General features: G+C 72.3%; 15 protein-coding genes. 6 read left to right on the top strand and 9 right to left on the bottom strand.

Features of this window, described 5'->3' with window-relative positions; all coding sequences use genetic code 11:
- Positions 1–51 precede the first annotated feature (51 nt).
- From ACZ7MF_RS08975 to ACZ7MF_RS08940, 8 genes are all read right to left on the bottom strand, one after another.
- Entirely contained in the window at positions 52–1,098 is a 1,047-nt protein-coding gene (locus tag ACZ7MF_RS08975; protein WP_471475417.1) for a substrate-binding domain-containing protein, read from the bottom strand.
- A gap of 17 nt (positions 1,099–1,115) precedes the next feature.
- Positions 1,116–2,135, bottom strand: a complete 1,020-nt coding sequence (locus ACZ7MF_RS08970) for an ABC transporter permease (protein ID WP_356861772.1) — start codon at positions 2,133–2,135, stop codon at positions 1,116–1,118.
- Positions 2,132–3,649 (bottom strand): sugar ABC transporter ATP-binding protein, encoded by a 1,518-nt coding sequence (locus tag ACZ7MF_RS08965; RefSeq protein ID WP_471475416.1) that lies wholly within the window; start codon positions 3,647–3,649, stop codon positions 2,132–2,134. The genes ACZ7MF_RS08970 and ACZ7MF_RS08965 overlap by 4 nt, the downstream gene beginning before the upstream one ends.
- A gap of 144 nt (positions 3,650–3,793) precedes the next feature.
- Positions 3,794–4,975: an ROK family transcriptional regulator gene (locus tag ACZ7MF_RS08960; protein ID WP_356861767.1), complete on the bottom strand. Its 1,182-nt coding sequence runs from the start codon at positions 4,973–4,975 to the stop codon at positions 3,794–3,796.
- Between the two features lie 263 nt (positions 4,976–5,238).
- The gene (locus ACZ7MF_RS08955; RefSeq protein WP_471475414.1) at positions 5,239–5,916 is read right to left on the bottom strand and encodes a GntR family transcriptional regulator; all 678 of its coding nucleotides are present in this window, start codon (positions 5,914–5,916) and stop codon (positions 5,239–5,241) included.
- A gap of 133 nt (positions 5,917–6,049) precedes the next feature.
- Entirely contained in the window at positions 6,050–7,000 is a 951-nt protein-coding gene (locus ACZ7MF_RS08950) for a beta-ketoacyl-ACP synthase III (RefSeq protein WP_471475413.1), read from the bottom strand.
- Positions 7,001–7,161: 161 nt separating this feature from the next.
- Positions 7,162–7,314 carry an MFS transporter small subunit gene (locus tag ACZ7MF_RS08945; protein ID WP_016327776.1) on the bottom strand — a complete coding sequence of 51 codons (153 nt, stop codon included), beginning with the start codon at positions 7,312–7,314 and terminating at the stop codon, positions 7,162–7,164.
- On the bottom strand, positions 7,283–8,623 hold the full coding sequence (locus ACZ7MF_RS08940; protein ID WP_471475412.1) for an OFA family MFS transporter: 1,341 nt from the start codon (positions 8,621–8,623) through the stop codon (positions 7,283–7,285). The genes ACZ7MF_RS08945 and ACZ7MF_RS08940 overlap by 32 nt, the downstream gene beginning before the upstream one ends.
- 203 nt (positions 8,624–8,826) lie before the next feature.
- Here ACZ7MF_RS08940 and ACZ7MF_RS08935 point away from each other — a divergent pair, with 203 nt between their 5' ends.
- The 6 genes from ACZ7MF_RS08935 to ACZ7MF_RS08910 all read left to right on the top strand — a co-directional run bounded on the left by ACZ7MF_RS08935 (position 8,827) and on the right by ACZ7MF_RS08910 (position 17,584).
- Positions 8,827–9,798, top strand: coding sequence for a 2-dehydropantoate 2-reductase (locus ACZ7MF_RS08935; RefSeq protein WP_471475410.1), 972 nt, complete (start codon positions 8,827–8,829; stop codon positions 9,796–9,798).
- Positions 9,795–11,723, top strand: coding sequence for a molybdopterin oxidoreductase family protein (locus ACZ7MF_RS08930; protein WP_471475409.1), 1,929 nt, complete (start codon positions 9,795–9,797; stop codon positions 11,721–11,723). Before ACZ7MF_RS08935 ends, ACZ7MF_RS08930 begins: the two co-directional genes overlap by 4 nt.
- Positions 11,704–13,635 carry an NAD(P)H-dependent oxidoreductase subunit E gene (locus tag ACZ7MF_RS08925; RefSeq protein WP_471475408.1) on the top strand — a complete coding sequence of 644 codons (1,932 nt, stop codon included), beginning with the start codon at positions 11,704–11,706 and terminating at the stop codon, positions 13,633–13,635. Before ACZ7MF_RS08930 ends, ACZ7MF_RS08925 begins: the two co-directional genes overlap by 20 nt.
- A complete protein-coding gene (locus ACZ7MF_RS08920; RefSeq protein ID WP_471475406.1) occupies positions 13,632–14,492 on the top strand; it encodes a 2Fe-2S iron-sulfur cluster-binding protein in 861 nt (286 codons plus the stop codon). The genes ACZ7MF_RS08925 and ACZ7MF_RS08920 overlap by 4 nt, the downstream gene beginning before the upstream one ends.
- Positions 14,493–14,524: 32 nt before the next feature.
- Positions 14,525–15,373 carry a formate dehydrogenase accessory sulfurtransferase FdhD gene (gene fdhD / locus ACZ7MF_RS08915; RefSeq protein ID WP_356861752.1) on the top strand — a complete coding sequence of 283 codons (849 nt, stop codon included), beginning with the start codon at positions 14,525–14,527 and terminating at the stop codon, positions 15,371–15,373.
- Between the two features lie 282 nt (positions 15,374–15,655).
- Positions 15,656–17,584 (top strand): exo-alpha-sialidase, encoded by a 1,929-nt coding sequence (locus tag ACZ7MF_RS08910; RefSeq protein ID WP_471475405.1) that lies wholly within the window; start codon positions 15,656–15,658, stop codon positions 17,582–17,584.
- Between the two features lie 25 nt (positions 17,585–17,609).
- Here ACZ7MF_RS08910 and ACZ7MF_RS08905 read toward each other — a convergent pair whose 3' ends face one another.
- Complete coding sequence (locus ACZ7MF_RS08905) at positions 17,610–18,647, bottom strand: bile acid:sodium symporter family protein (RefSeq protein ID WP_471475404.1); 1,038 nt, start codon at positions 18,645–18,647, stop codon at positions 17,610–17,612.

Genomic DNA, 18,647 nt, shown 5'->3' with positions numbered 1-18,647 from the left:
TGGGCCCCGCCCCGGCGGCGGCTGGTCAGGCCGCTGCCGGAGCGGCAGCCCTCACTTGAAGCCCGTGGACATGTACTGGTCGACGTTGTCCTTGTCGACGACGGCCGAGTAGCAGGTGACGGTCGAGGGGATCTCGAACTCGGCCAGACCGCTGACGCCCTTGCCCTGGCCGAGGGCGCGGGCCAGGTCGATCGCGGAGGCGGCCATGGTCGGCGGGTAGAGCACCGTCGCCTTCAGCACGCCGCTGTCGGCCTTGATGGCCTCGAAGGCGGAGAGCGCGCCCGCGCCGCCGACCATCAGGAAGTCGTCGCGTCCGGCCTGCTCGATGGCGCGCAGCGCGCCCACGCCCTGGTCGTCGTCGTGGTTCCACAGGGCGTCGAAGTCCGACTGGGCCTGGAGCAGCTGGGCCATCTTGGCCTGGCCGGACTCGACGGTGAACTCGGCGGCCTGGCGGGCCACCTTCTTGATGTTCGGGTAGTTCTTCAGGCCGTCGTCGAAGCCCTGGGTGCGCTGCTGGGTCAGCTCCAGGTTGTCGATGCCGGCCAGCTCGATGACCCGGGCGTTCGGCTTGTCCTTGAGCTTCTCGCCGATGTAGTGGGCGGCGTTGAGGCCCATGCCGTAGTTGTCGCCGCCGACCCAGCAGCGGTAGGCCTGCGGGCTGTTGAAGATCCGGTCGAGGTTGATGACCGGGATGCCCGCCCGCATCGCCTTCAGGCCGACCTGGGTGAGCGCCTTGCCGTCGGCCGGCAGGATGACCAGGACGTCGACCTTCTTGTTGATGAGGGTCTCGATCTGGCCGATCTGCTGCGCGGTGTCGTTGGAGCCCTCGGTGATCTCCATGGTGATCTCGGAGTACTTCTCGGCGCGCTTCTTCGCCTGGTCGTTGACGGCGTTGAGCCAGCCGTGGTCGGCCTGCGGACCGGCGTAGCCGATGGTGACGGGCTTGCCGGGCTTGTCGTCGGCGGCCGGCTGCGTGTCCGCGGCGGCCTTGTCGTCGCCGTCGTCGGGGTCGTTGCTGGTGCACCCCGTGAGGACGGCACCGGCGGACAGGGCGGCGGCTCCGAAGAGCATCCCTCTGCGACTCGTGAGCTTCGTCATGACGGTGAACCCTTTCCTCAATGCGTGCTTGCGGTACGGCGCTGGACCAGCACGGCGGCGACGATGATCGCGCCCTTGGCGATCTGCTGGACGTCGCTCTGCAGGTTGTTCAGGGCGAAGATGTTGGTGATCGTGGTGAAGATCAGGACACCGAGCACGGAGCCGAGAATGTGGCCCCGGCCGCCGGTCAACAGCGTGCCGCCGATGATCGCGGCGGCGATGGCGTCGAGTTCGTAGAGGTTGCCGTTGGTGTTCTGGCCGGAGCCGGCCAGGACCACCAGCAGGAAGGCGGCGATGCCGCAGCACAGCCCGGAGAGCAGGTAGAGATAGAGCCGCTGGCGACGGACGTCGATGCCGGCCAGCCGGGCGGCCTCCGCGTTGCCGCCGACGGCGACGGTGCGGCGGCCGAAAGTGGTCCGGTTGAGTACCAGCCAGCCGATGACGGTGACCGCCGCGAACACCAGGACCAGCGGCGGGATGCCGAGGACGTAGGCGTCCCGCTCGCCGAGGTCCAGGACACTGGAGACCGTGACGACCTGGGTGCGGCCGTCGGTGATCTGCTCCGCGAAGCCGCGCGCCGAGGCCAGCATGGCGAGGGTGGCGATGAAGGGCACCATCTGGCCGAACGCGATGAGCACCCCGTTGACCAGTCCGCAGCCCAGTCCCACCACGATCGCGGTGAAGAGGATGCCGACGAACCCGTACTCCTGGGTGGCGACCGTGGTCGCCCACACCGAGGCGAGGGCGACGATGGCGCCGACGGACAGGTCGATGCCGCCGGAGACCATGACGAAGGTCATGCCGACGGTGACGACGCCGATCACGGACGCCTGGGTGAGCACCAGTTGCAGGTTGCGGGTGTCGAGGAACGCGTCGGGCTGGGTGATGCCGCCGATGAGGACCAGGGCGGCGAGCACGCCGAGCAGGGTGAGGGTGCGGACGTCGGCGCGGCCCACCCGGACCCGCCAGGCGGGCGGCCCTTCCACCGGTGCCGCCTTGTCGGTGCCGCCCCGTGGCGGGGACACGTGCTGCGTCATGACGCCGGGCTTCCTTCCATCACGAGGTCGAGTACGCGGTGTTCGTCGAGTTCGCGGGCGGGGGCCTCGTGCACGACGCGGCCCTCGCGCAGCACCAGTACGCGGTCGGCGAGGCCCAGCACCTCGGGCACCTCGCTGGAGACCAGCAGGACGGCGAGGCCCTCGTCGGCGAGGCGCCGGATGACGGCGTACAGCTCGGCGCGGGCGCCGACGTCGACGCCGCGGGTGGGTTCGTCGAGCAGCAGGACCCGGCAGCCGCGCAGCAGCCAGCGGGCGAGGACCGCCTTCTGCTGGTTGCCGCCGGACAGGGTGCGCACGGGCACGGCGGGGTTGTCGGGCCGCAGCGACAGCTCGCGGGTCGCCTTGTGGGCGGCGCCGAGTTCGGCGCCGCGGTCGATCCAGCCGCCGCGCGAGAAGCGGGACATGGCGGAGACCGACACGTTGCGGGTGACGGACTCCAGCATCAGCAGGGCCTGGGCCTTGCGTTCCTCGGGGGCGAGACCCAGCCCGGCGCGGACCGCGGCCCGCACGCTGCCGGGCCTGAGCGGCCGCCCGTCGACGAGGACCTGGCCGGTGCTCGCCTTCCGGGCGCCGTAGACCGTCTCCAGGATCTCGGAGCGGCCGGAGCCGACCAGTCCGGCGAGGCCGACGATCTCGCCGGGGCGCACCTCCAGGTCGAGCCGCTCGAACTCCCCCTCCCGGGACAGTCCTTCGACGCTCAGCACGGGTGCGCCGGCGGGCGGTGCGGTGGGCCGGTCCGGGAAGACGTACTCGACGTTGCGGCCGGTCATCAGCGCCACCACCTCGCTGGTCGGCGTCGACTCGGCGGGCAGCCCGCCGGCCACCGCGCGGCCGTCCTTGAGGACGGTGACCCGGTCGCCGATGCGGCGGATCTCCTCCAGGCGGTGCGAGATGTAGACGACGGCGACTCCGTCGGCGGTGAGGTCGGCGACGATGCGGAAGAGGTTGTCGACCTCGTCCGGGTCGAGCGCGGCGGACGGCTCGTCCATGACGATCAGCCGTACGTCGTGCGACAGCGCCCGTGCCATCGACACGATCTGCTGCTGCGCCGCCGACAGGTCGCCGACCAGCCGCCCCGGGTCGACCTCGGGGTGCCCGAGCCGCTTGAGCAGCGCGGCCGTCGACGCCTTGGCCGCCCTGCCCCGTACGACGAAGCCGGCGGCGGTCGGCTCGTGGCCGAGGTGGACGTTCTCGGCGACCGACAGGTGCTCGACCAGGTCGAGTTCCTGGTAGATGGTGGCGATGCCCAGACGCATGGCCGCGATGGGCGAGCGCAGGGTGACCTCCTCGCCGCGCCAGCGGATGGTGCCGGTGTCGGGCTGGTGGGCGCCGGCCAGCACCTTGATGAGGGTGGACTTCCCGGCGCCGTTCTGGCCGAGGAGGCAGTGCACCTCGCCGGCCTGGACGTCGAGGTCGACGCCGTCGAGGGCCCGGACTCCGGGGAACGACTTGGTGATGCCGGACATGCTGAGCAGCGGTGGTTCTGGTGCCATGTGAGGTCCCCTCGGCGGGCGTGCGGGCCGGTGTCAGGGCAGAGCAGAGCAGGGCGTGGTGGTGCGGGGCGTGTGGTGCGGTAGGGAGCAGGGCATAGCGGGGCAGAGCGCCGTGCTGGGTGAAGCTCGGGAGCCGAACGGTGGCTACGCGGGTGAGAACAGGTGGTCGCTGATCAGCCGGGCCGCGCCGATGACTCCGGCGGTGGGGCCCAACTCCCCCAGAACGATGGGCAGGTTGCCGGTCGCCAGGGGCAGCGACTGGCGGTAGACCTGGGTGCGGATCGCGGCGAGCAGGTTGTGGCCGAGGCCGGTCACCCCGCCGCCGATCACCACCAGGCCCGGGTTGAAGAAGCTGACCAGGCCGGCGATGACCTGGCCGGTGCTGCGGCCGCCCTCCCTGATCAGGTCCAGTGCGGTGGCGTCGCCCGCGGCCGCCGCGGCGGCGACGTCGGCGGCGCTGAGGCCCCCGTTCGCCTCCAGCCGGTTCGCCAGCTCGACCGACTGCCCCTGCTCGGCGGCCTCCGTGGCGTCGCGGGCCAGGGCCGCGCCGCTGAAGTGGGCCTCCAGGCAGCCCCGGTTGCCGCAGGCGCACTGGCGTCCGTCGGGCACGGCCTGGATGTGCCCGATGTCGCCCGCGCTGCCGGTCGTACCGCGGTAGACCTCCCCGCCGACGACGATGCCGCAGCCGATGCCGGTACCGATCTTGACGACCAGGAAGTCGTGCTGGGTGCGGGCGACGCCCGCGTGCTGCTCCCCCAGCGCCATCAGGTTCACGTCGTTGTCGACCATGACGGGGCAGCCGAGCTCCTGGCTGAGCGCCTCCCGTACGGGGAAGCCGTCCCAGCCCGGCATGATCGGCGGAGCCACCGGCACGCCCTCGGGGAAGCGGACCGGCCCCGGGACGCCGATGCCGGCGCCGTCGAAGCCCTCCGCGAGCCCGGAGGCGCGCAGCTTCGCGGCCATGGCGAGGACCTGCTCGAAGACCGCGACCGGGCCCTCGCGCACGTCCAGTGGCTGGTTGATGTGCCCGAGGATCTCCAGCTCGGCGTTGGTGACGGCGACGTCGACCGAGGTCGCGCCGATGTCGACTCCGAGGAAACGGAGTTCGGGGTTGAGGCGGACGTTGTGGCTGCGGCGCCCGCCGCGCGAGGCGGCGAGTCCGTCGGCCACGACGAGACCGGTCTCCAGGAGCCGGTCCACCTCGACGGCCAGCTTGGACCTGGAGAGGTCGACCTGGTCGCCCAGCTGGGCACGGGAGTTGGGCCCTCCGTCGCGCAACAGCTGGAGCAGTCGCGCTTGGTGGGCGTTAGCGGGTCGTGCGGTCATGCGTCTCACGAGCCCCTCCCCGCCTCGATCGGCCTTGGGTCCGCCGGTTTCCGGCCACGCCCGTGACGTGCCGGCGTGGCTTGCTTTCGGAGGGAACGTAGCAGTGGGCGCCGGGTGTGGGAAGAAGTCACGCATGAATTGCTGCGAACTTTCTCCACTGAGTGGACAAAGAAGGGTGCGGCACGGGACGGCCCCGGACACGACGAGGCCGTCCGGCGCATGCGCCGGACGGCCGGTGAACCCGCTGCGAACGGGCTGTGACCTTACGATTCTCCGCGGGCGTGGTACGAGCGGCGGGTGTGCTCGGTGTGCTCGCGCATCAGCCGGGTCGCCGCCTGCTCGTCCCGTTCGGTGACGGCGGCGATCAGCCCGCGGTGCTCGATCCAGGACTGACGGCCGCGCTGGCGGGCGACCGGCGTGTAGTACCAGCGGACCCGGCGGTCGACCTGCGCCGCGAGTTCGGCGAGGACGGCGTTGCCCGCCAACTCCATGACCTTGTTGTGGAATCGGGCGTTGCAGGCGACGGCGGCGTCCACGTCCTCGGCGGCGACGGCCCGCTCCCCCTCCTCGCACAGCGCCTCCAGGGCCGCGATGCCGGCGCTGGAGGCGTTGGCCGCGGCGAGCCGGGCCGCCTCGGCCTCCAGGAGCGTACGCACCGTCAGGAGCTGGTCCGCCTCCTCCTCCGTCGGCTCGTGCACGAACGCGCCCTGCGCGGGGCGCAGATCGACCCAGCCCTCGGTGTTGAGCCGCTGCAGCGCCTCGCGCACCGGCTGCCTCGACACCCCGAGGTGACCGGCGAGTTCGCTCTCGACGAGGTGCTGGCCGGGCTGGAGGGCCCGGGTGGTGATGAGTTCGAGCAGCGCCTCGTAGACACGGTCCCGCAGCGGGCCGGGCCGTTCGAGCCTGGGCACCGCGCCCTGCGGCAGTCCTGCGGACAACATCGGTCCCCCCTCGACGGCCGGAACACAACCAGTACGCGAAGTATTGATTGTCTTTCGTCTACAGTCTACGGCGCGCCCGGGCCGGGACGCCGTGGGTGTAGGCCACGTCACATCGGGGGACGGTCCGGGACGTTCAGGGGCAGCGGACGACCTGTCCGGCGTAGGAGAGGTTGCCGCCGAAGCCGAAGAGCAGCACCGGGTCGCCGGTGGTGATCTCGCCCCGCTCCACGAGCTTGGACAGGGCGAGCGGGATGCTCGCCGCGGAGGTGTTGCCGGACTCGACGACGTCGCGGGCGACCACGGCGTTGACGGCGCCGATCTTCGCGGCGAGGGGTTCGATGATGCGCAGGTTGGCCTGGTGCAGGACGACCGCGGCGAGGTCGGCCGGCTCGAGACCGGACCGCTCGCAGGCCTGGCGCGCGATGGCGGGCAGCCGGGTGGTCGCCCAGCGGTACACGCTCTGTCCCTCCTGTGCGAACCGCGGCGGCGTCCCCTCGATGCGGACCGCGTTGCCCATCTCGGGCACCGACCCCCACAGCACGGGCCCGATCCCCGCCTCCTCGCCCGGTGCGCAGGCCTCGACGACGGCGGCCCCCGCCCCGTCCCCGACCAGCACACAGGTGCTGCGGTCGGTCCAGTCGACGACCTCGGACATCTTGTCCGCGCCGACGACCAGCGCCCGGCTCGCGGAACCGGCCCGTACGGCGTGGTCGGCGGTGGCCAGGGCGTGGGTGAAGCCCGCGCACACGACGTTGAGGTCCAGCGCGGCCGGGCCGGGGATGCCGAGGCGGGCCGCGACGCGGGCTGCGGTGTTCGGGGAGCGGTCGATCGCGGTGGAGGTGGCGACCACGACCAGGTCCACGTCGGCGGGGGTCAGCCCGGCCGCCGCGAGCGCCTTCGCGGCGGCGTGGCCGGCCAGCTCGTCGACCGGCTCGTCGGGTCCGGCGATCCGGCGCGTACGAATGCCCACCCGGCTCCTGATCCACTCGTCACTGGTGTCGACCATGCCCGCCAGGTCCTCGTTGGTGAGGATCCGGGCGGGCTGGTAGTGGCCGACGGCGGTGATGCGGGAGCCTTGGTGCATGGGTGGAGTCCTCGCTGCCTCGGGGTACGGGATCCACCAGTGTGATCAGTGACCGACGGGTACGACGGCAGGTGATACGACAGGATTCCGGCGCCCGGCTTGTCGGCTTCGGTCAGCATCCTCAGCCGCCCCGGGCCGTCCCCGGTCACCGGCCCGCGCCCTCACCCGGTGAAGAGCTGGGTCGCCTTCCGCACGAGTTCGTAGAGACCGTAGGCGAGCGGCGCGCCCACCCAGAGCCAGGTGAAGGCGATCAGCGGCCGCCGGTCGGGCGTCCCGGTGGCGTCAGGCGGACTCTGGCTGCGGTCGGGTGACATCGTTGCCCTCCTGCTGCGTCGGGGTGGCGGGTTCGTGGTGCCGGGCGTGGACGGGTCGGACGAGTTCGTTGGCGACGAAGCCGACGACCAGCAGCCCGATCATGATGAGGAACGAGGTGCCGTACAGGGCCGAGCCGTGCCGCCCCGCCTCCTCCTGATGGTCGGCGATCCAGTTCACGATCAGCGGCCCGAGGACACCGGCCAGCGACCAGGCGGTGAGCAGCCGCCCGTGGATCGCCCCGACCTGGTAGGTGCCGAAGAGGTCCTTGAGGTAGGCGGGGGCCGTGGCGAAGCCGCCGCCGTAGAAGGACACGACGACCAGGGCGCACAGGACGAACAGCGGCTTGGAGGAGTCGCCGAACAGTGCGATCAGCGTGTACATCAGCGCGCCGACACCGAGGTAGACGCGATAGATGTTCTTGCGCCCGATCAGGTCGGAGGTGGAGGACCAGCCGAACCGGCCCGCCATGTTGGCCGCCGACAGCAGGGCCACGAACCCGGCGGCGGCGGTCACCGACACCGGTGTGGAGGTGTCGGCGAAGAAGTCCGTGATCATCGGCGCGGCCTTCTCCAGGATGCCGATGCCGGCCGTGACGTTCAGGCAGAGCACGAGCCACAGCAGCCAGAACTGCGGGGTGCGCATGGCCGAACGCGCCGAGACCTGGACCCCTTCGAGCGGGGCGGGCCGGCCGTCCGTCCGCGCCTTGGGCCGCGGCACCCGCACCAGCAGCACGCCGAGCAGCATGAAGACGGCGTAGGTCAGTCCGTGGACGAGGAAGGCGAGGGCGATCCCCGAGCTGTCGGTGCCGAAGGACTTCAGCATCTGCGCCGACCAGGGCGAGGCGATGAGGGCGCCGCCGCCGAAGCCCATGATGGCGATGCCGGTGGCCATGCCCGGCCGGTCCGGGAACCACTTGATCAGCGTCGAGACGGGCGAGATGTAGCCGATGCCCAGGCCGATGCCGCCGACGAAGCCGTAGCCGAGGACGATCAGCCAGTACTGCTCCACCGCCGCGCCGAGCGCGGAGAGCAGGAAGCCGGACGAGAAGCAGATCAGGGCGACGGTCATCGCCCAGCGCGGCCCGTGGCGCTCCACGAGCGTGCCGCCGAACGCGGCCGAGAGCCCGAGCATGACGATGCCGAGCTGGAAGGGCAGCGCGCTCTGCGTGCCGCTGAGGCCGAGCGCGGACTCCAGGGGCGGTTTGAACACGGACCAGGCGTAGGCCTGGCCGATGGAGAGGTGGACCGAGAGAGCGGCCGGGGGAACGAGCCAGCGGCTCCAGCCCGGGGGTGCGACGGGGGGACTCATGGGTCCCCAACCGTAGGCATCCGGAAAGCGCTTGAGAAGACTGTTGAGCGGACAACTACAGAAGCCGATCACTCGACTACAGACCACCACCAGTGCTGCACAAAGCCTTGCCGCCCCAACCTCCATACTGTAGACAATATTTCGTCGACAGACACTTCTCAGTTCCTCCTCGGTATCCCTCGACCGAACGGAGCTCCCCCGCCATGAAAGTCGCAGTCCTCGGCGCCGGGGCGATCGGCGCCTACGTCGGCGCCGCGCTCCACCGTGCGGGCGCCGACGTGCATCTCATCGCCCGTGGACCGCATCTGGCGGCCATGAGGCAGTACGGAGTACGGGTGCGCAGCCCGCGCGGCGACTTCACCGCGCATCCGCACGCCACCGACGACCCGGCCGAAGTCGGCCCGGTCGACTACGTGTTCCTCGGTCTGAAGGCCCACTCGTATGCGGCGTGCGGGCCGCTGATCGAGCCGCTGCTGCACCCGGCCACGGCGGTCGTGGCCGCGCAGAACGGCATCCCCTGGTGGTACTTCCACCGGCACGGCGGCCCGTACGACGGGCGCCGCCTCGAAAGTGTCGACCCGGCCGGCGCGGTCAGTGCGGTGCTCGCGCCCGAACGGGCCATCGGCTGCGTCGTGTACGCGGCCACCGAACTGGAACAGCCCGGCGTCGTACGCCATGTGGAAGGCACCCGGTTCTCGATCGGCGAGCCCGGCCGGGAGGTATCGCCGCGGTGCACGGCGCTCAGCGAGGCGATGCGGTCGGGCGGCCTGAAGTGCCCGGTCGAGCCGGACCTGCGGGGCGACATCTGGCTGAAGCTGCTGGGCAACATCTCCTTCAACCCGATCAGCGCCCTGGTCCGGGCCACCATGCGGCAGATGTGCCTGCACGGCGGCACCCGCGAGGTCATCGAGACCATGATGACCGAGACGCTGGCGGTCGCCGCGGCCCTCGGCTGCGAGGTCGGCGTCTCCATCGAACGCCGGCTCGCGGGCGCCGAGAGGGTCGGCGACCACCGCACCTCCACGCTCCAGGACCTGGAGCGCGGCAAGCCGCTCGAACTCGACGTCCTGCTCGCGGCCGTCGTCGAGCTGGCGGAGATCACCGGGGTCCCGGTGCCCACCCTGCGCACCGTGCACGCCCTGTCCGACCTGCTCGCGCTGAGGAGCGCCGCATGAGGAAACGCGACCGAACCCCCAAGACCTACACCCGACTCACCCACCCCCTGGTCCGGGACTCGCGCGAGGCGCCGTTGCGCAGGGCGACCTGGGAGGAGGCCCTGGACCGCACGGCCCGGGGCCTGACGGCGGCGCGCGGCGCGTTCGGGATGTTCTCCTGCGCGCGGGCGACCAACGAGATGAACTACGTGGCCCAGAAGTTCGCCCGGGTGGTCATGGGCACCCACAACGTCGACTCCTGCAACCGCACCTGTCACGCACCGAGCGTCGCGGGCCTGTCGGCCGCCTTCGGCTCGGGCGGCGGCACCTCCTCCTACGAGGAGATCGAGCACACGGACGTCATCGTGATGTGGGGCTCCAACGCCCGCTTCGCGCACCCGATCTTCTTCCAGCACGTGCTGAAGGGCATACGGGGCGGCGCCCGCATGTACGCGGTGGACCCGCGCCGCACCTCCACCGCCGAGTGGGCGGAGGGCTGGCTCGGCCCGAACGTCGGCACGGACATCCCGCTGGCGCACGCGGTCGGCCGGGAGATCATCCACGCGGGCCTGGCCAACGAGGCGTTCATCGAACGCGCGACGACGGGCTACGACGACTACCGGGCCCTGGTCGAGCCCTGGACCCTCTCCCTCGCCGAGAAGGTGACCGGCGTACCGGCCGCCGCCATCCGCGAGCTGGCGCACGCCTACGCCCGTGCCGAGCGGGCCCAGCTGTGCTGGACCCTCGGCATCACCGAGCACCACAACGGCACGGACAACGTCCGCGCCCTGATCAACCTCTCCCTGCTCACCGGCCACGTCGGCCGCTACGGCTCCGGCCTGCAGCCCCTGCGCGGCCAGAACAACGTGCAGGGCGGCGGCGACATGGGCGCCATCCCCAATCGTCTCCCCGGCTTCCAGGACGTCCTCGACCCCGAGGTCCGCCGGAAGTTCGAGACGGCCTGGGACACGGTGGTCGAGCCGCACCACGGCCTCACCCTGACGGAGATGTTCGAGTCGATGGAGGAGGGCACGCTCCGCGCCGTCTACTGCATCGGCGAGAACCCGGCCCAGTCGGAGGCGGACGCCGAACAGGCGGTACGCCGCCTGCGCGCCCTGGACTTCCTGGTGGTCCAGGACATCTTCCTCACCAAGACCGCGGAACTGGCCGACGTGATCCTCCCGGCCACGGCGGGCTGGGCCGAGACGGAGGGCACCACCACCAACAGCGAGCGACGCGTACAACGCGTCCGCAGGGCGGTGACCCCGCCCGGAGAGGCCCGCGAGGACATCGACATCCTCTGCGACCTCGCCGCCCGCCTGGGCCACGACTGGAAGTACGCCGACGCGGAGGCGGTCTGGAACGAGCTGCGTTCCCTCTCCCCCGACCACCACGGCATGACCTACGCCCGGCTGGAGGAGCACCAGGGCATCCAGTGGCCGTGCCCGAGCACGGAGGAGCTGGAACCGACGTACCTGCACGGCAGGCTGTGGGCCCAGGACCCGGCCGCCCGTGGCCGTCTCGCCCCCTTCGGCATCGTCCGGCACGACCCGCCCGTGGACCTCACCGACGAGCAGTACCCGATCCGGCTGACCACGGGGCGCCGCCTCGACTCCTACAACACGGGGGTGCAGAGCGGCGGTTACGCCTCCCCGCTGCGCCGCGGCGAGTCCGTCGAGCTCTGCCCGGAGGACGCCGAGCGCTACGGGGTGGTGGTCGGCGAGGAGGTCCGGGTCACCTCCCGGCGCGGTTCACTCCTCGCGCCCGTCTGGGTCGACACGGCGCTGCGCCCCGGACTGGCCTTCATGAGCTTCCACTTTCCCGACGAGGTGGACACCAACCAGCTGACCATCGAGGCGAACTGTCCCATCGCCGGGACGGCGGAGTTCAAGGCCTCGGCGATCCGGATCGAGAAGGTGAGCGCCAGTGGACCTGCGCTTCGGTGACAGCAAACCCACGGACGAGGAGCGCGCGGCCGTGGACGCCCTGCTCGGCCCGCCCGAGTCCTCCTGGGAGGGCGCGGACCGCTCCGACGCCGACCTCAGGTGGGCACGCGGCGGCCGTGAGGCCCGGGACCGCCGCGACCAGCTCCTCCCGGCCCTGCACGCGCTCAACGACCGCGTCGGCTGGATCAGCGAGGGCGCCCTGGACTACGTGTGCCGCCGCCTGACCGTCCCGCCGGCCGAGGCCTACGGCGTGGCCACCTTCTACGCCATGTTCTCCGTCCGCCCCCGCCCGGCCACCGTCCTGCACGTCTGCACCGACCTGGCGTGCACGGCGGCGGGTGCGAGTGAGTTGTGCGCGGCCGTGGAGACGCGCCTGGGCCCGGAGAGCGGCGTGAAGGTCGAGCGATCTCCCTGCCTGGGCCTGTGCGAACGGGCCCCGGCAACTTTGACGATCCGGGCGGGCCAATCAGCCCGTCCGGCGTTTGAGGACGAGGCCGTCCAGGCCGAAAGCGGGGGTCCGGGGGCGGCAGCCCCCGGGGACGGGAATGGGAAGGGGCGGCGGGGGCGAAACACCCTCCACGCGACGGCGATATGCGCCCCCGCAACCCCCGACAGGGCGATCGCGGCGGCCACCGCCCCCGAATCCGCCCCCACCGAACCCGCCCCCGAAACCGCCGTCCCCCAGGCCGGCGACCCGAACCTCACCCTCCTCCACCGCATCGGCACCACCGACCCCACCTCCCTGGACGACTACCGCGCCCACGGCGGCTACACCGCCCTCCGCCGCGCCTTCACCCTCGGCCCCGCCGCCGTCATCCGCGAGGTCACCGACGCCGGCCTGGTCGGCCGCGGCGGCGCCGCCTTCCCCACCGGCCGCAAGTGGCAGGCCACGGCCGCCCAGCCCGACCACCCGCACTACCTCGTCTGCAACGCCGACGAATCCGAACCGGGCACCTTCAAGGACCGCGTCCTGATGGAGGGCGACCCGTTCGCCCTGGTCGAGGCCATGACGATCGCGGCCTACGCGACCGGCGCCCACCGGGGCCATCTCTACCTCCGCGGCGAGTACCCCCGCGCCCTCGCCCGCCTCTCCCACGCCATCGAGCAGGCCCGCACCCGCGGCCTGCTCGGCGACGACGTCCTCGGCCAGGGCTACGCCTTCGACATCGAGATCCGGCGCGGCGCCGGCGCGTACATCTGCGGCGAGGAGACGGCCCTGTTCAACTCCATCGAGGGCCACCGCGGCGAGCCCCGCTCCAAGCCGCCGTTCCCGGTCGAGAAGGGCCTGTTCGGCAAACCCACGGTCGAGAACAACGTGGAGACCCTGGTCAACGTCCTCCCCATCCTCACCATGGGGGCCCAGGCGTACGCCGCGATCGGCACCCCGACGTCCACCGGCCCCAAGCTGTTCTGCGTGTCCGGCACGGTGGCCCGCCCCGGCGTCTACGAACTCCCCTTCGGCGCCACGCTCGGCGAACTGCTCACCCTCGCCGGGGTCCGCGACAACCTCCGCGCGGTCCTGCTCGGCGGCGCGGCCGGGGGTTTCGTCCGCCCGGACGAACTCGACATCCCGCTCACCTTCGAAGGCACCCGCGAGGCGGGCACGACCCTGGGCTCCGGCGTCGTCATGGCCTTCGACGACACGGTCCCGCTTCCCCGCCTGCTCCTGCGGATCGCCGAGTTCTTCCGCGACGAGTCGTGCGGTCAGTGCGTGCCGTGCCGGGTGGGCACCGTGCGCCAGGAGGAGGCCCTGCACCGGATCGCCGACCGCACGGGCGCCGCGGCAGCCGACGACATCGCCCTGCTCCGCGAGGTCGGCCGCGCGATGCGGGACGCCTCGATCTGCGGTCTGGGGCAGACCGCGTGGAACGCCGTGGAATCCGCCATCGACCGTCTGGGGGCGTACGAATGACCGCGATACCGCTCGGAGTGCCGCGCCGCCTGGTGGAGTTCACCCTCGACGGGCAGGAGGCCCGGGTCCCGGAAGGGTCCACGATCCTCGACGCCTGCCGGGCCGCCGGGAAGGACGTCCCGACCCTGTGCGAGGGCGACACGCTCACCCCGAAGAACGCCTGCCGGGTCTGCGTGGTGGACGTGGAGGGCGCCAGGACCCTCGCCCCCGCGTGCTCGCGCCGGGCGGAACCGGGCATGGTGGTGCGCACGGACACCGAGCGCGCCCGGCACAGCCGCAAGGTCGTCCTCGAACTCCTCGCCTCCTCGGTCGATCTCTCCACGACCCCCTCGGTCGCCCAGTGGATCAAGGAGTACGAGGCGAAGCCCGACCGCTTCGGCCCGGACGCGGCCCGCGTCGACGAGGAACCGCGCGTCGACAACGACCTCTACGTGCGCGACTACGGCAAGTGCATCCTCTGCTACAAGTGTGTGGACGCCTGTGGCGACCAGTGGCAGAACAGCTTCGCCATCTCCGTCTCCGGCCGCGGCTTCGACGCCCGGATCTCGGTCGAGCACGACGGCCCGCTGACCGATTCCGCGTGCGTGTACTGCGGCAACTGCATCGAGGTGTGCCCCACGGGTGCCCTGTCCTTCAAGTCCGAGTTCGACATGCGGGCGGCGGGCACCTGGGACGAGGATCGGCAGACCGAGACGACGACGGTGTGCGCGTACTGCGGTGTGGGCTGCAACCTCACGCTCCACGTGCAGGACAATGAGATCGTGAAGGTCACCTCTCCGCACGACAATCCGGTGACCCACGGCAACCTGTGCATCAAGGGCCGCTTCGGCTACCAGCACGTACAGAACCGGGACTGACCGGCACACCGACCGGCGCAAGGGGCACGAACATGGGACGAGTCACGGAACGACGCAAGGTCATCCGCATCAGGGACGGAGCGGTCTCCACCCGCCCGGACACGCTCGTCGCCGAGGAACCGCTGGAGATCCGGCTCAACGGCAAGCCCCTCGCCATCACCATGCGCACTCCCGGCGACGACTTCGCGCTGGCGGCGGGCTTCCTGGTGAGCGAGGGCGTGCTGGCCGAGCAGAGCGACCTGCAGAACATCGTGTACTGCGCGGGCGCCACGGTCGACGGTTCCAACACCTACAACGTGGTCGACGTGAAGACCGCTCCCGGCGTGCGGATCCCCGACATCACGCTGGAGCGGAACGTCTACACCACCTCGTCCTGCGGGCTGTGCGGCAAGGCGAGCCTGGACGCGGTGCGCACGACGGCCCGCTGGCCCATCGCCGACACTCCCCCGGTCCGTGTCACCCCGGAGCTGCTGGCCGACCTGCCCGACCGGCTGCGGGCGTCCCAGCGGGTCTTCGACCGGACCGGCGGGCTGCACGCGGCGGCGCTGTTCACCGAGGACGGCGAACTGGTGGACGTACGGGAGGACGTGGGCCGGCACAACGCGGTCGACAAGCTGGTCGGGCGCGCCCTGCAGAACGGGGATCTGCCGCTGTCCCGGTCCGTGCTGCTGGTGTCGGGCCGGGCCTCCTTCGAGCTGGCGCAGAAGGCCGTGATGGCGGGCATCCCGGTGCTGGCCGCGGTGTCGGCGCCGTCCTCGCTGGCCGTGGACCTGGCCGCCGAGACCGGGCTGACGCTGGTGGGCTTCCTGCGCGGCAGCTCCATGAACGTGTACGCGGGTGAGGACCGGGTCGCCCTGCGGGCCGCGGTCGCCCGGGGCTGACCCCACCCCTCCCCGCTGCACGGCGGCGGGGCCCCTGCCGGGCGGGGAGCGCCCCCTGCGCCCCGGGGGCCCCGCCTCGAACCGTCGCCACGGCCGGCGAAGGCGCACGAGGCCGTCACGTCGCGCGGCAACCCCGGGAAGGACGCTCTCCGCCGAGGAGCCGACACGCGGGCAGCGGCGCGGTCCCGGCGAACCCGGCACCCGTCTTGTACTGATGTCCGGGCGAAATGCCCCACCTTCGCCGACCTCCCAGCCGCAGCCGCCCGAAGGGCAGACCGCGCCATGCCGCCTCGACCTCCCCACCCCTTCTGGCTCGCGCTCGCCGCGTCGTGCACGCTCGCCTTGTCGCCTCTGCCCGCGCACGCGCAACCCGGCGACCGAGCCGCCGGTTTCGAGGAGCAGGTGCTCTTCGACGCGGCCCGCGACCCCGGCGGATACGCCTGCTTCCGCATCCCGGCGATCGTGCGCACGACGGACGGCACGCTGCTGGCCTTCGCCGAGGGCCGCGTCCTCGACTGCGCGGACGCCGGTGACATCGACATCGTCCTGAAACGCTCCGCCGACGGCGGACGCACGTGGGGCCCGCTCCAGGTCGTCAACGACGGCGGCGGCGACACCCACGGCAACCCGGCCCCGGTCGTCGACCGCGCGACCGGCCGCGTCCTGCTGCTGGAGACCTACAACGCGGGCCGCACGGACGGCGCCAACTGCGCGGTGCCCTGCGCCCGCACGCCGTACCTCCAGCACAGCGACGACGACGGCCGCACCTGGTCCGCGCCCCGCGACCTGGGCCCCGAGCTCCTGCCGCCCGACTGGAACTCCTGGTACGCCACCGGCCCCGTGCACGGCGTCCAGCTCACCGGCGGCGCCCACCCCGGCCGGCTCGTCGTCGGCGTCAACGCCGAGACCTGGGACGGCGAGCGAAGCGAGATGGGGGTCCCCCCGGCCGGAGGCTGGGGGAGGGTCACCGCCAACCACGCGGCCCTCGTGGTCAGCGACGACGGCGGCGAGCACTGGAGGACCGGCGCCACCGACACCTGGCCCGTCGCCGCCGACGGCACCTTCCGGCAGAAGCCCTCCGAGCTGACCCTCACCGAACGCGCCGACGGTGCGCTCCTGGTCAGCGGCCGGGAGGAGAACGGCACCGACCTCGGCCACCGCACCCAGGCACTCAGCCGGGACGGCGGCGACAGCTTCGCGGCGCCCTTCCGGGCCCTGCCCGACCTGTACGCCCCGCAGGTGCAGGGCGCGGTGCTGCGCCTCGGCGACCGCCTCCTGCTGTCGGCGCCCGCCGACCCCGACCGCCGCCGGACGATGACGGTCCGCTCCTCCTGGGACGGCGGCGCGACCTGGGACGGCGTGGACCGCGGCACGGTCGTCACCCGGGACTGGTCGGGCTACTCGGACCTGGTGTCCGTCGACGACGGCACCGTGGGCCTGCTGTACGAGGGCGGGGCGTCCGACGCCCGGGACGAGATCCGCTTCGCCCGCTTCACCGAGGACTGGCTCGCGCCGCGCCGGCCCGCCGACCCCACCACCCCCGACCTCGCCCCCGGTGCCGCGCCCGCGGCCGTGCTCGGCGGCGCCGGGACGACCGCGGACGGCGCGGTGGGCGGCGCGCTCGCGTTCGACGGCGCGGACGACGCCGTACGACTTCCCCACGACGAGCGGCTGGCGCTCGGCGCGGGGGACTTCACGGCGTCGCTGTGGTTCCGGTACTCGGCGGCCGACGGGGAGCAGCCGCTGCTGTGGATGGGCGGTGTCGGCACTACGCAGCCCCAGGTGTGGCTGCGTGCCGAGCCGGGCGCCGGGCGGGTGCAGGGGCTGATCACCACGCGCGACGGCGCGACGGCGGCGCGCTCGGCGTGGGTGCGCACCGACGGGGCCCACAACGACGGGCGGTGGCACCGTCTGGCGCTGCGCCGCGGTGGGGGCCGGCTCACGCTGTTCCTCGACGGTTCGGCGGCGGCGGACACGGCGGACGTGCCGGGTTCGGTCAGCCGGAACTCGCCCTTCGGCGTGCACGTCGGTGAGCGGATGGACGGCCGGGCCCGCTTCACCGGCGCCGTCGACGACGTACGGGTGTGGGACCGGGCCCTGACGGACGCGGAGATCGCCGCGGGTGCCCCGCCCGCCGCCCTGGCGAGCACCGTCCTGCATCTGCCCCTGGACCGGGTGGACGGGGCGGCCGGGGCGGGCACGGGCGGCTGACCGGCACCGCGCGGGTGCGGACGCCTCAGGCGGAACGGCCGCCGGTGCCGACCGCGGTACGCACCGGGGCGGCGTCCCGATCGGCAGGGAGCGCCTCCGGGTCGCGCGACCGGCGTTTGGCGATCACCGCGCACACCATCAGCTGCATCTGGTGGAAGAGCATCAGCGGCAGCACCGCCAGCGAGGCCTGGGCGCCGAACAGGACGCTCGCCATGGGCAGTCCGGCGGCGAGGGACTTCTTGGACCCGGCGAACTGGATCGCGATGCGGTCCTGGCGCCCGAAGCCGAGACCCTTCGCCCCGTACCAGGTCAGGGCCAGCATCACGGCCAGGAGCACCGCCTGAACGGCCAGCAGCCCGGCCAGTCGCGCCGGGCTCACCTGGTGCCAGATGCCCTGGACCATGCCCTCGCTGAACGCGGTGTAGACGACCAGGAGGATGGAGCCGCGGTCGACGAGCCCGAGCACCTTCTTGTGCCGGGCGACGAAGCCACCGATCCACCGGCGCAGCAACTGCCCGGCCACGAACGGCACCAGCAGTTGCAGCACGATCTCCACCACCGAGTCGGCGGAGAACCCGCCCCCGCTGCTGCCCAGCAGGGCGGCGGCCAGCAGTGGTGTGACGACGATGCCGACCAGCGAGGAGAAGGACCCGGCGCAGATGGCGGCGGGCACGTTGCCGCGGGCGATGGAGGTGAAGGCTATCGACGACTGGATGGTCGACGGGACCAGGGTGAGGAAGAGCAGGCCCTGGTAGAGGGGATCGGTCAGGAGCACCGGGACCAGACCGCGCGACGCGAGGCCGAGCAGCGGGAAGACGACGAAGGTACAGGCCAGCACGGTGACGTGGAGCCGCCAGTGCCGTACGCCGTCCATCGCCTCACGGGTGGAGAGCCGGGCGCCGTAGAGGAAGAAGAGGAAGGCGATCGCGCCGGTGGAGGCGCCGGAGGCGACGTCCGCGCCCGTGCCGCGGGCCGGCAGCAGCGCCGCGAGACCCACCGTGCCGAGCAGCAGCAGGATGTACGGGTCGATCGGCATCCAACGCGGCCAACGCAGGCGTTTCAC

This window comes from Streptomyces sp. NPDC111628, assembly GCF_055635195.1.
The sequence above is the reverse complement of the archived record's forward strand: the minus strand, read 5'-3'. Positions and strand labels throughout refer to the sequence as shown.

What these genes read in the sequence shown, in the direction of transcription:
- fdhD (WP_356861752.1), top strand. Translation starts at nt 14,525, where the DNA reads ATGGGACGAGTCACGGAACGACGCAAGGTCATCCGCATCAGGGACGGA.
- ACZ7MF_RS08950 (WP_471475413.1), bottom strand. Translation starts at nt 7,000, where the DNA reads ATGCACCAAGGCTCCCGCATCACCGCCGTCGGCCACTACCAGCCCGCC.
- ACZ7MF_RS08970 (WP_356861772.1), bottom strand. Translation starts at nt 2,135, where the DNA reads ATGACGCAGCACGTGTCCCCGCCACGGGGCGGCACCGACAAGGCGGCA.
- ACZ7MF_RS08935 (WP_471475410.1), top strand. Translation starts at nt 8,827, where the DNA reads ATGAAAGTCGCAGTCCTCGGCGCCGGGGCGATCGGCGCCTACGTCGGC.
- ACZ7MF_RS08945 (WP_016327776.1), bottom strand. Translation starts at nt 7,314, where the DNA reads ATGTCACCCGACCGCAGCCAGAGTCCGCCTGACGCCACCGGGACGCCC.
- ACZ7MF_RS08940 (WP_471475412.1), bottom strand. Translation starts at nt 8,623, where the DNA reads ATGAGTCCCCCCGTCGCACCCCCGGGCTGGAGCCGCTGGCTCGTTCCC.
- ACZ7MF_RS08975 (WP_471475417.1), bottom strand. Translation starts at nt 1,098, where the DNA reads ATGACGAAGCTCACGAGTCGCAGAGGGATGCTCTTCGGAGCCGCCGCC.
- ACZ7MF_RS08955 (WP_471475414.1), bottom strand. Translation starts at nt 5,916, where the DNA reads ATGTTGTCCGCAGGACTGCCGCAGGGCGCGGTGCCCAGGCTCGAACGG.
- ACZ7MF_RS08920 (WP_471475406.1), top strand. Translation starts at nt 13,632, where the DNA reads ATGACCGCGATACCGCTCGGAGTGCCGCGCCGCCTGGTGGAGTTCACC.
- ACZ7MF_RS08960 (WP_356861767.1), bottom strand. Translation starts at nt 4,975, where the DNA reads ATGACCGCACGACCCGCTAACGCCCACCAAGCGCGACTGCTCCAGCTG.
- ACZ7MF_RS08910 (WP_471475405.1), top strand. Translation starts at nt 15,656, where the DNA reads ATGCCGCCTCGACCTCCCCACCCCTTCTGGCTCGCGCTCGCCGCGTCG.
- ACZ7MF_RS08965 (WP_471475416.1), bottom strand. Translation starts at nt 3,649, where the DNA reads ATGGCACCAGAACCACCGCTGCTCAGCATGTCCGGCATCACCAAGTCG.
- ACZ7MF_RS08930 (WP_471475409.1), top strand. Translation starts at nt 9,795, where the DNA reads ATGAGGAAACGCGACCGAACCCCCAAGACCTACACCCGACTCACCCAC.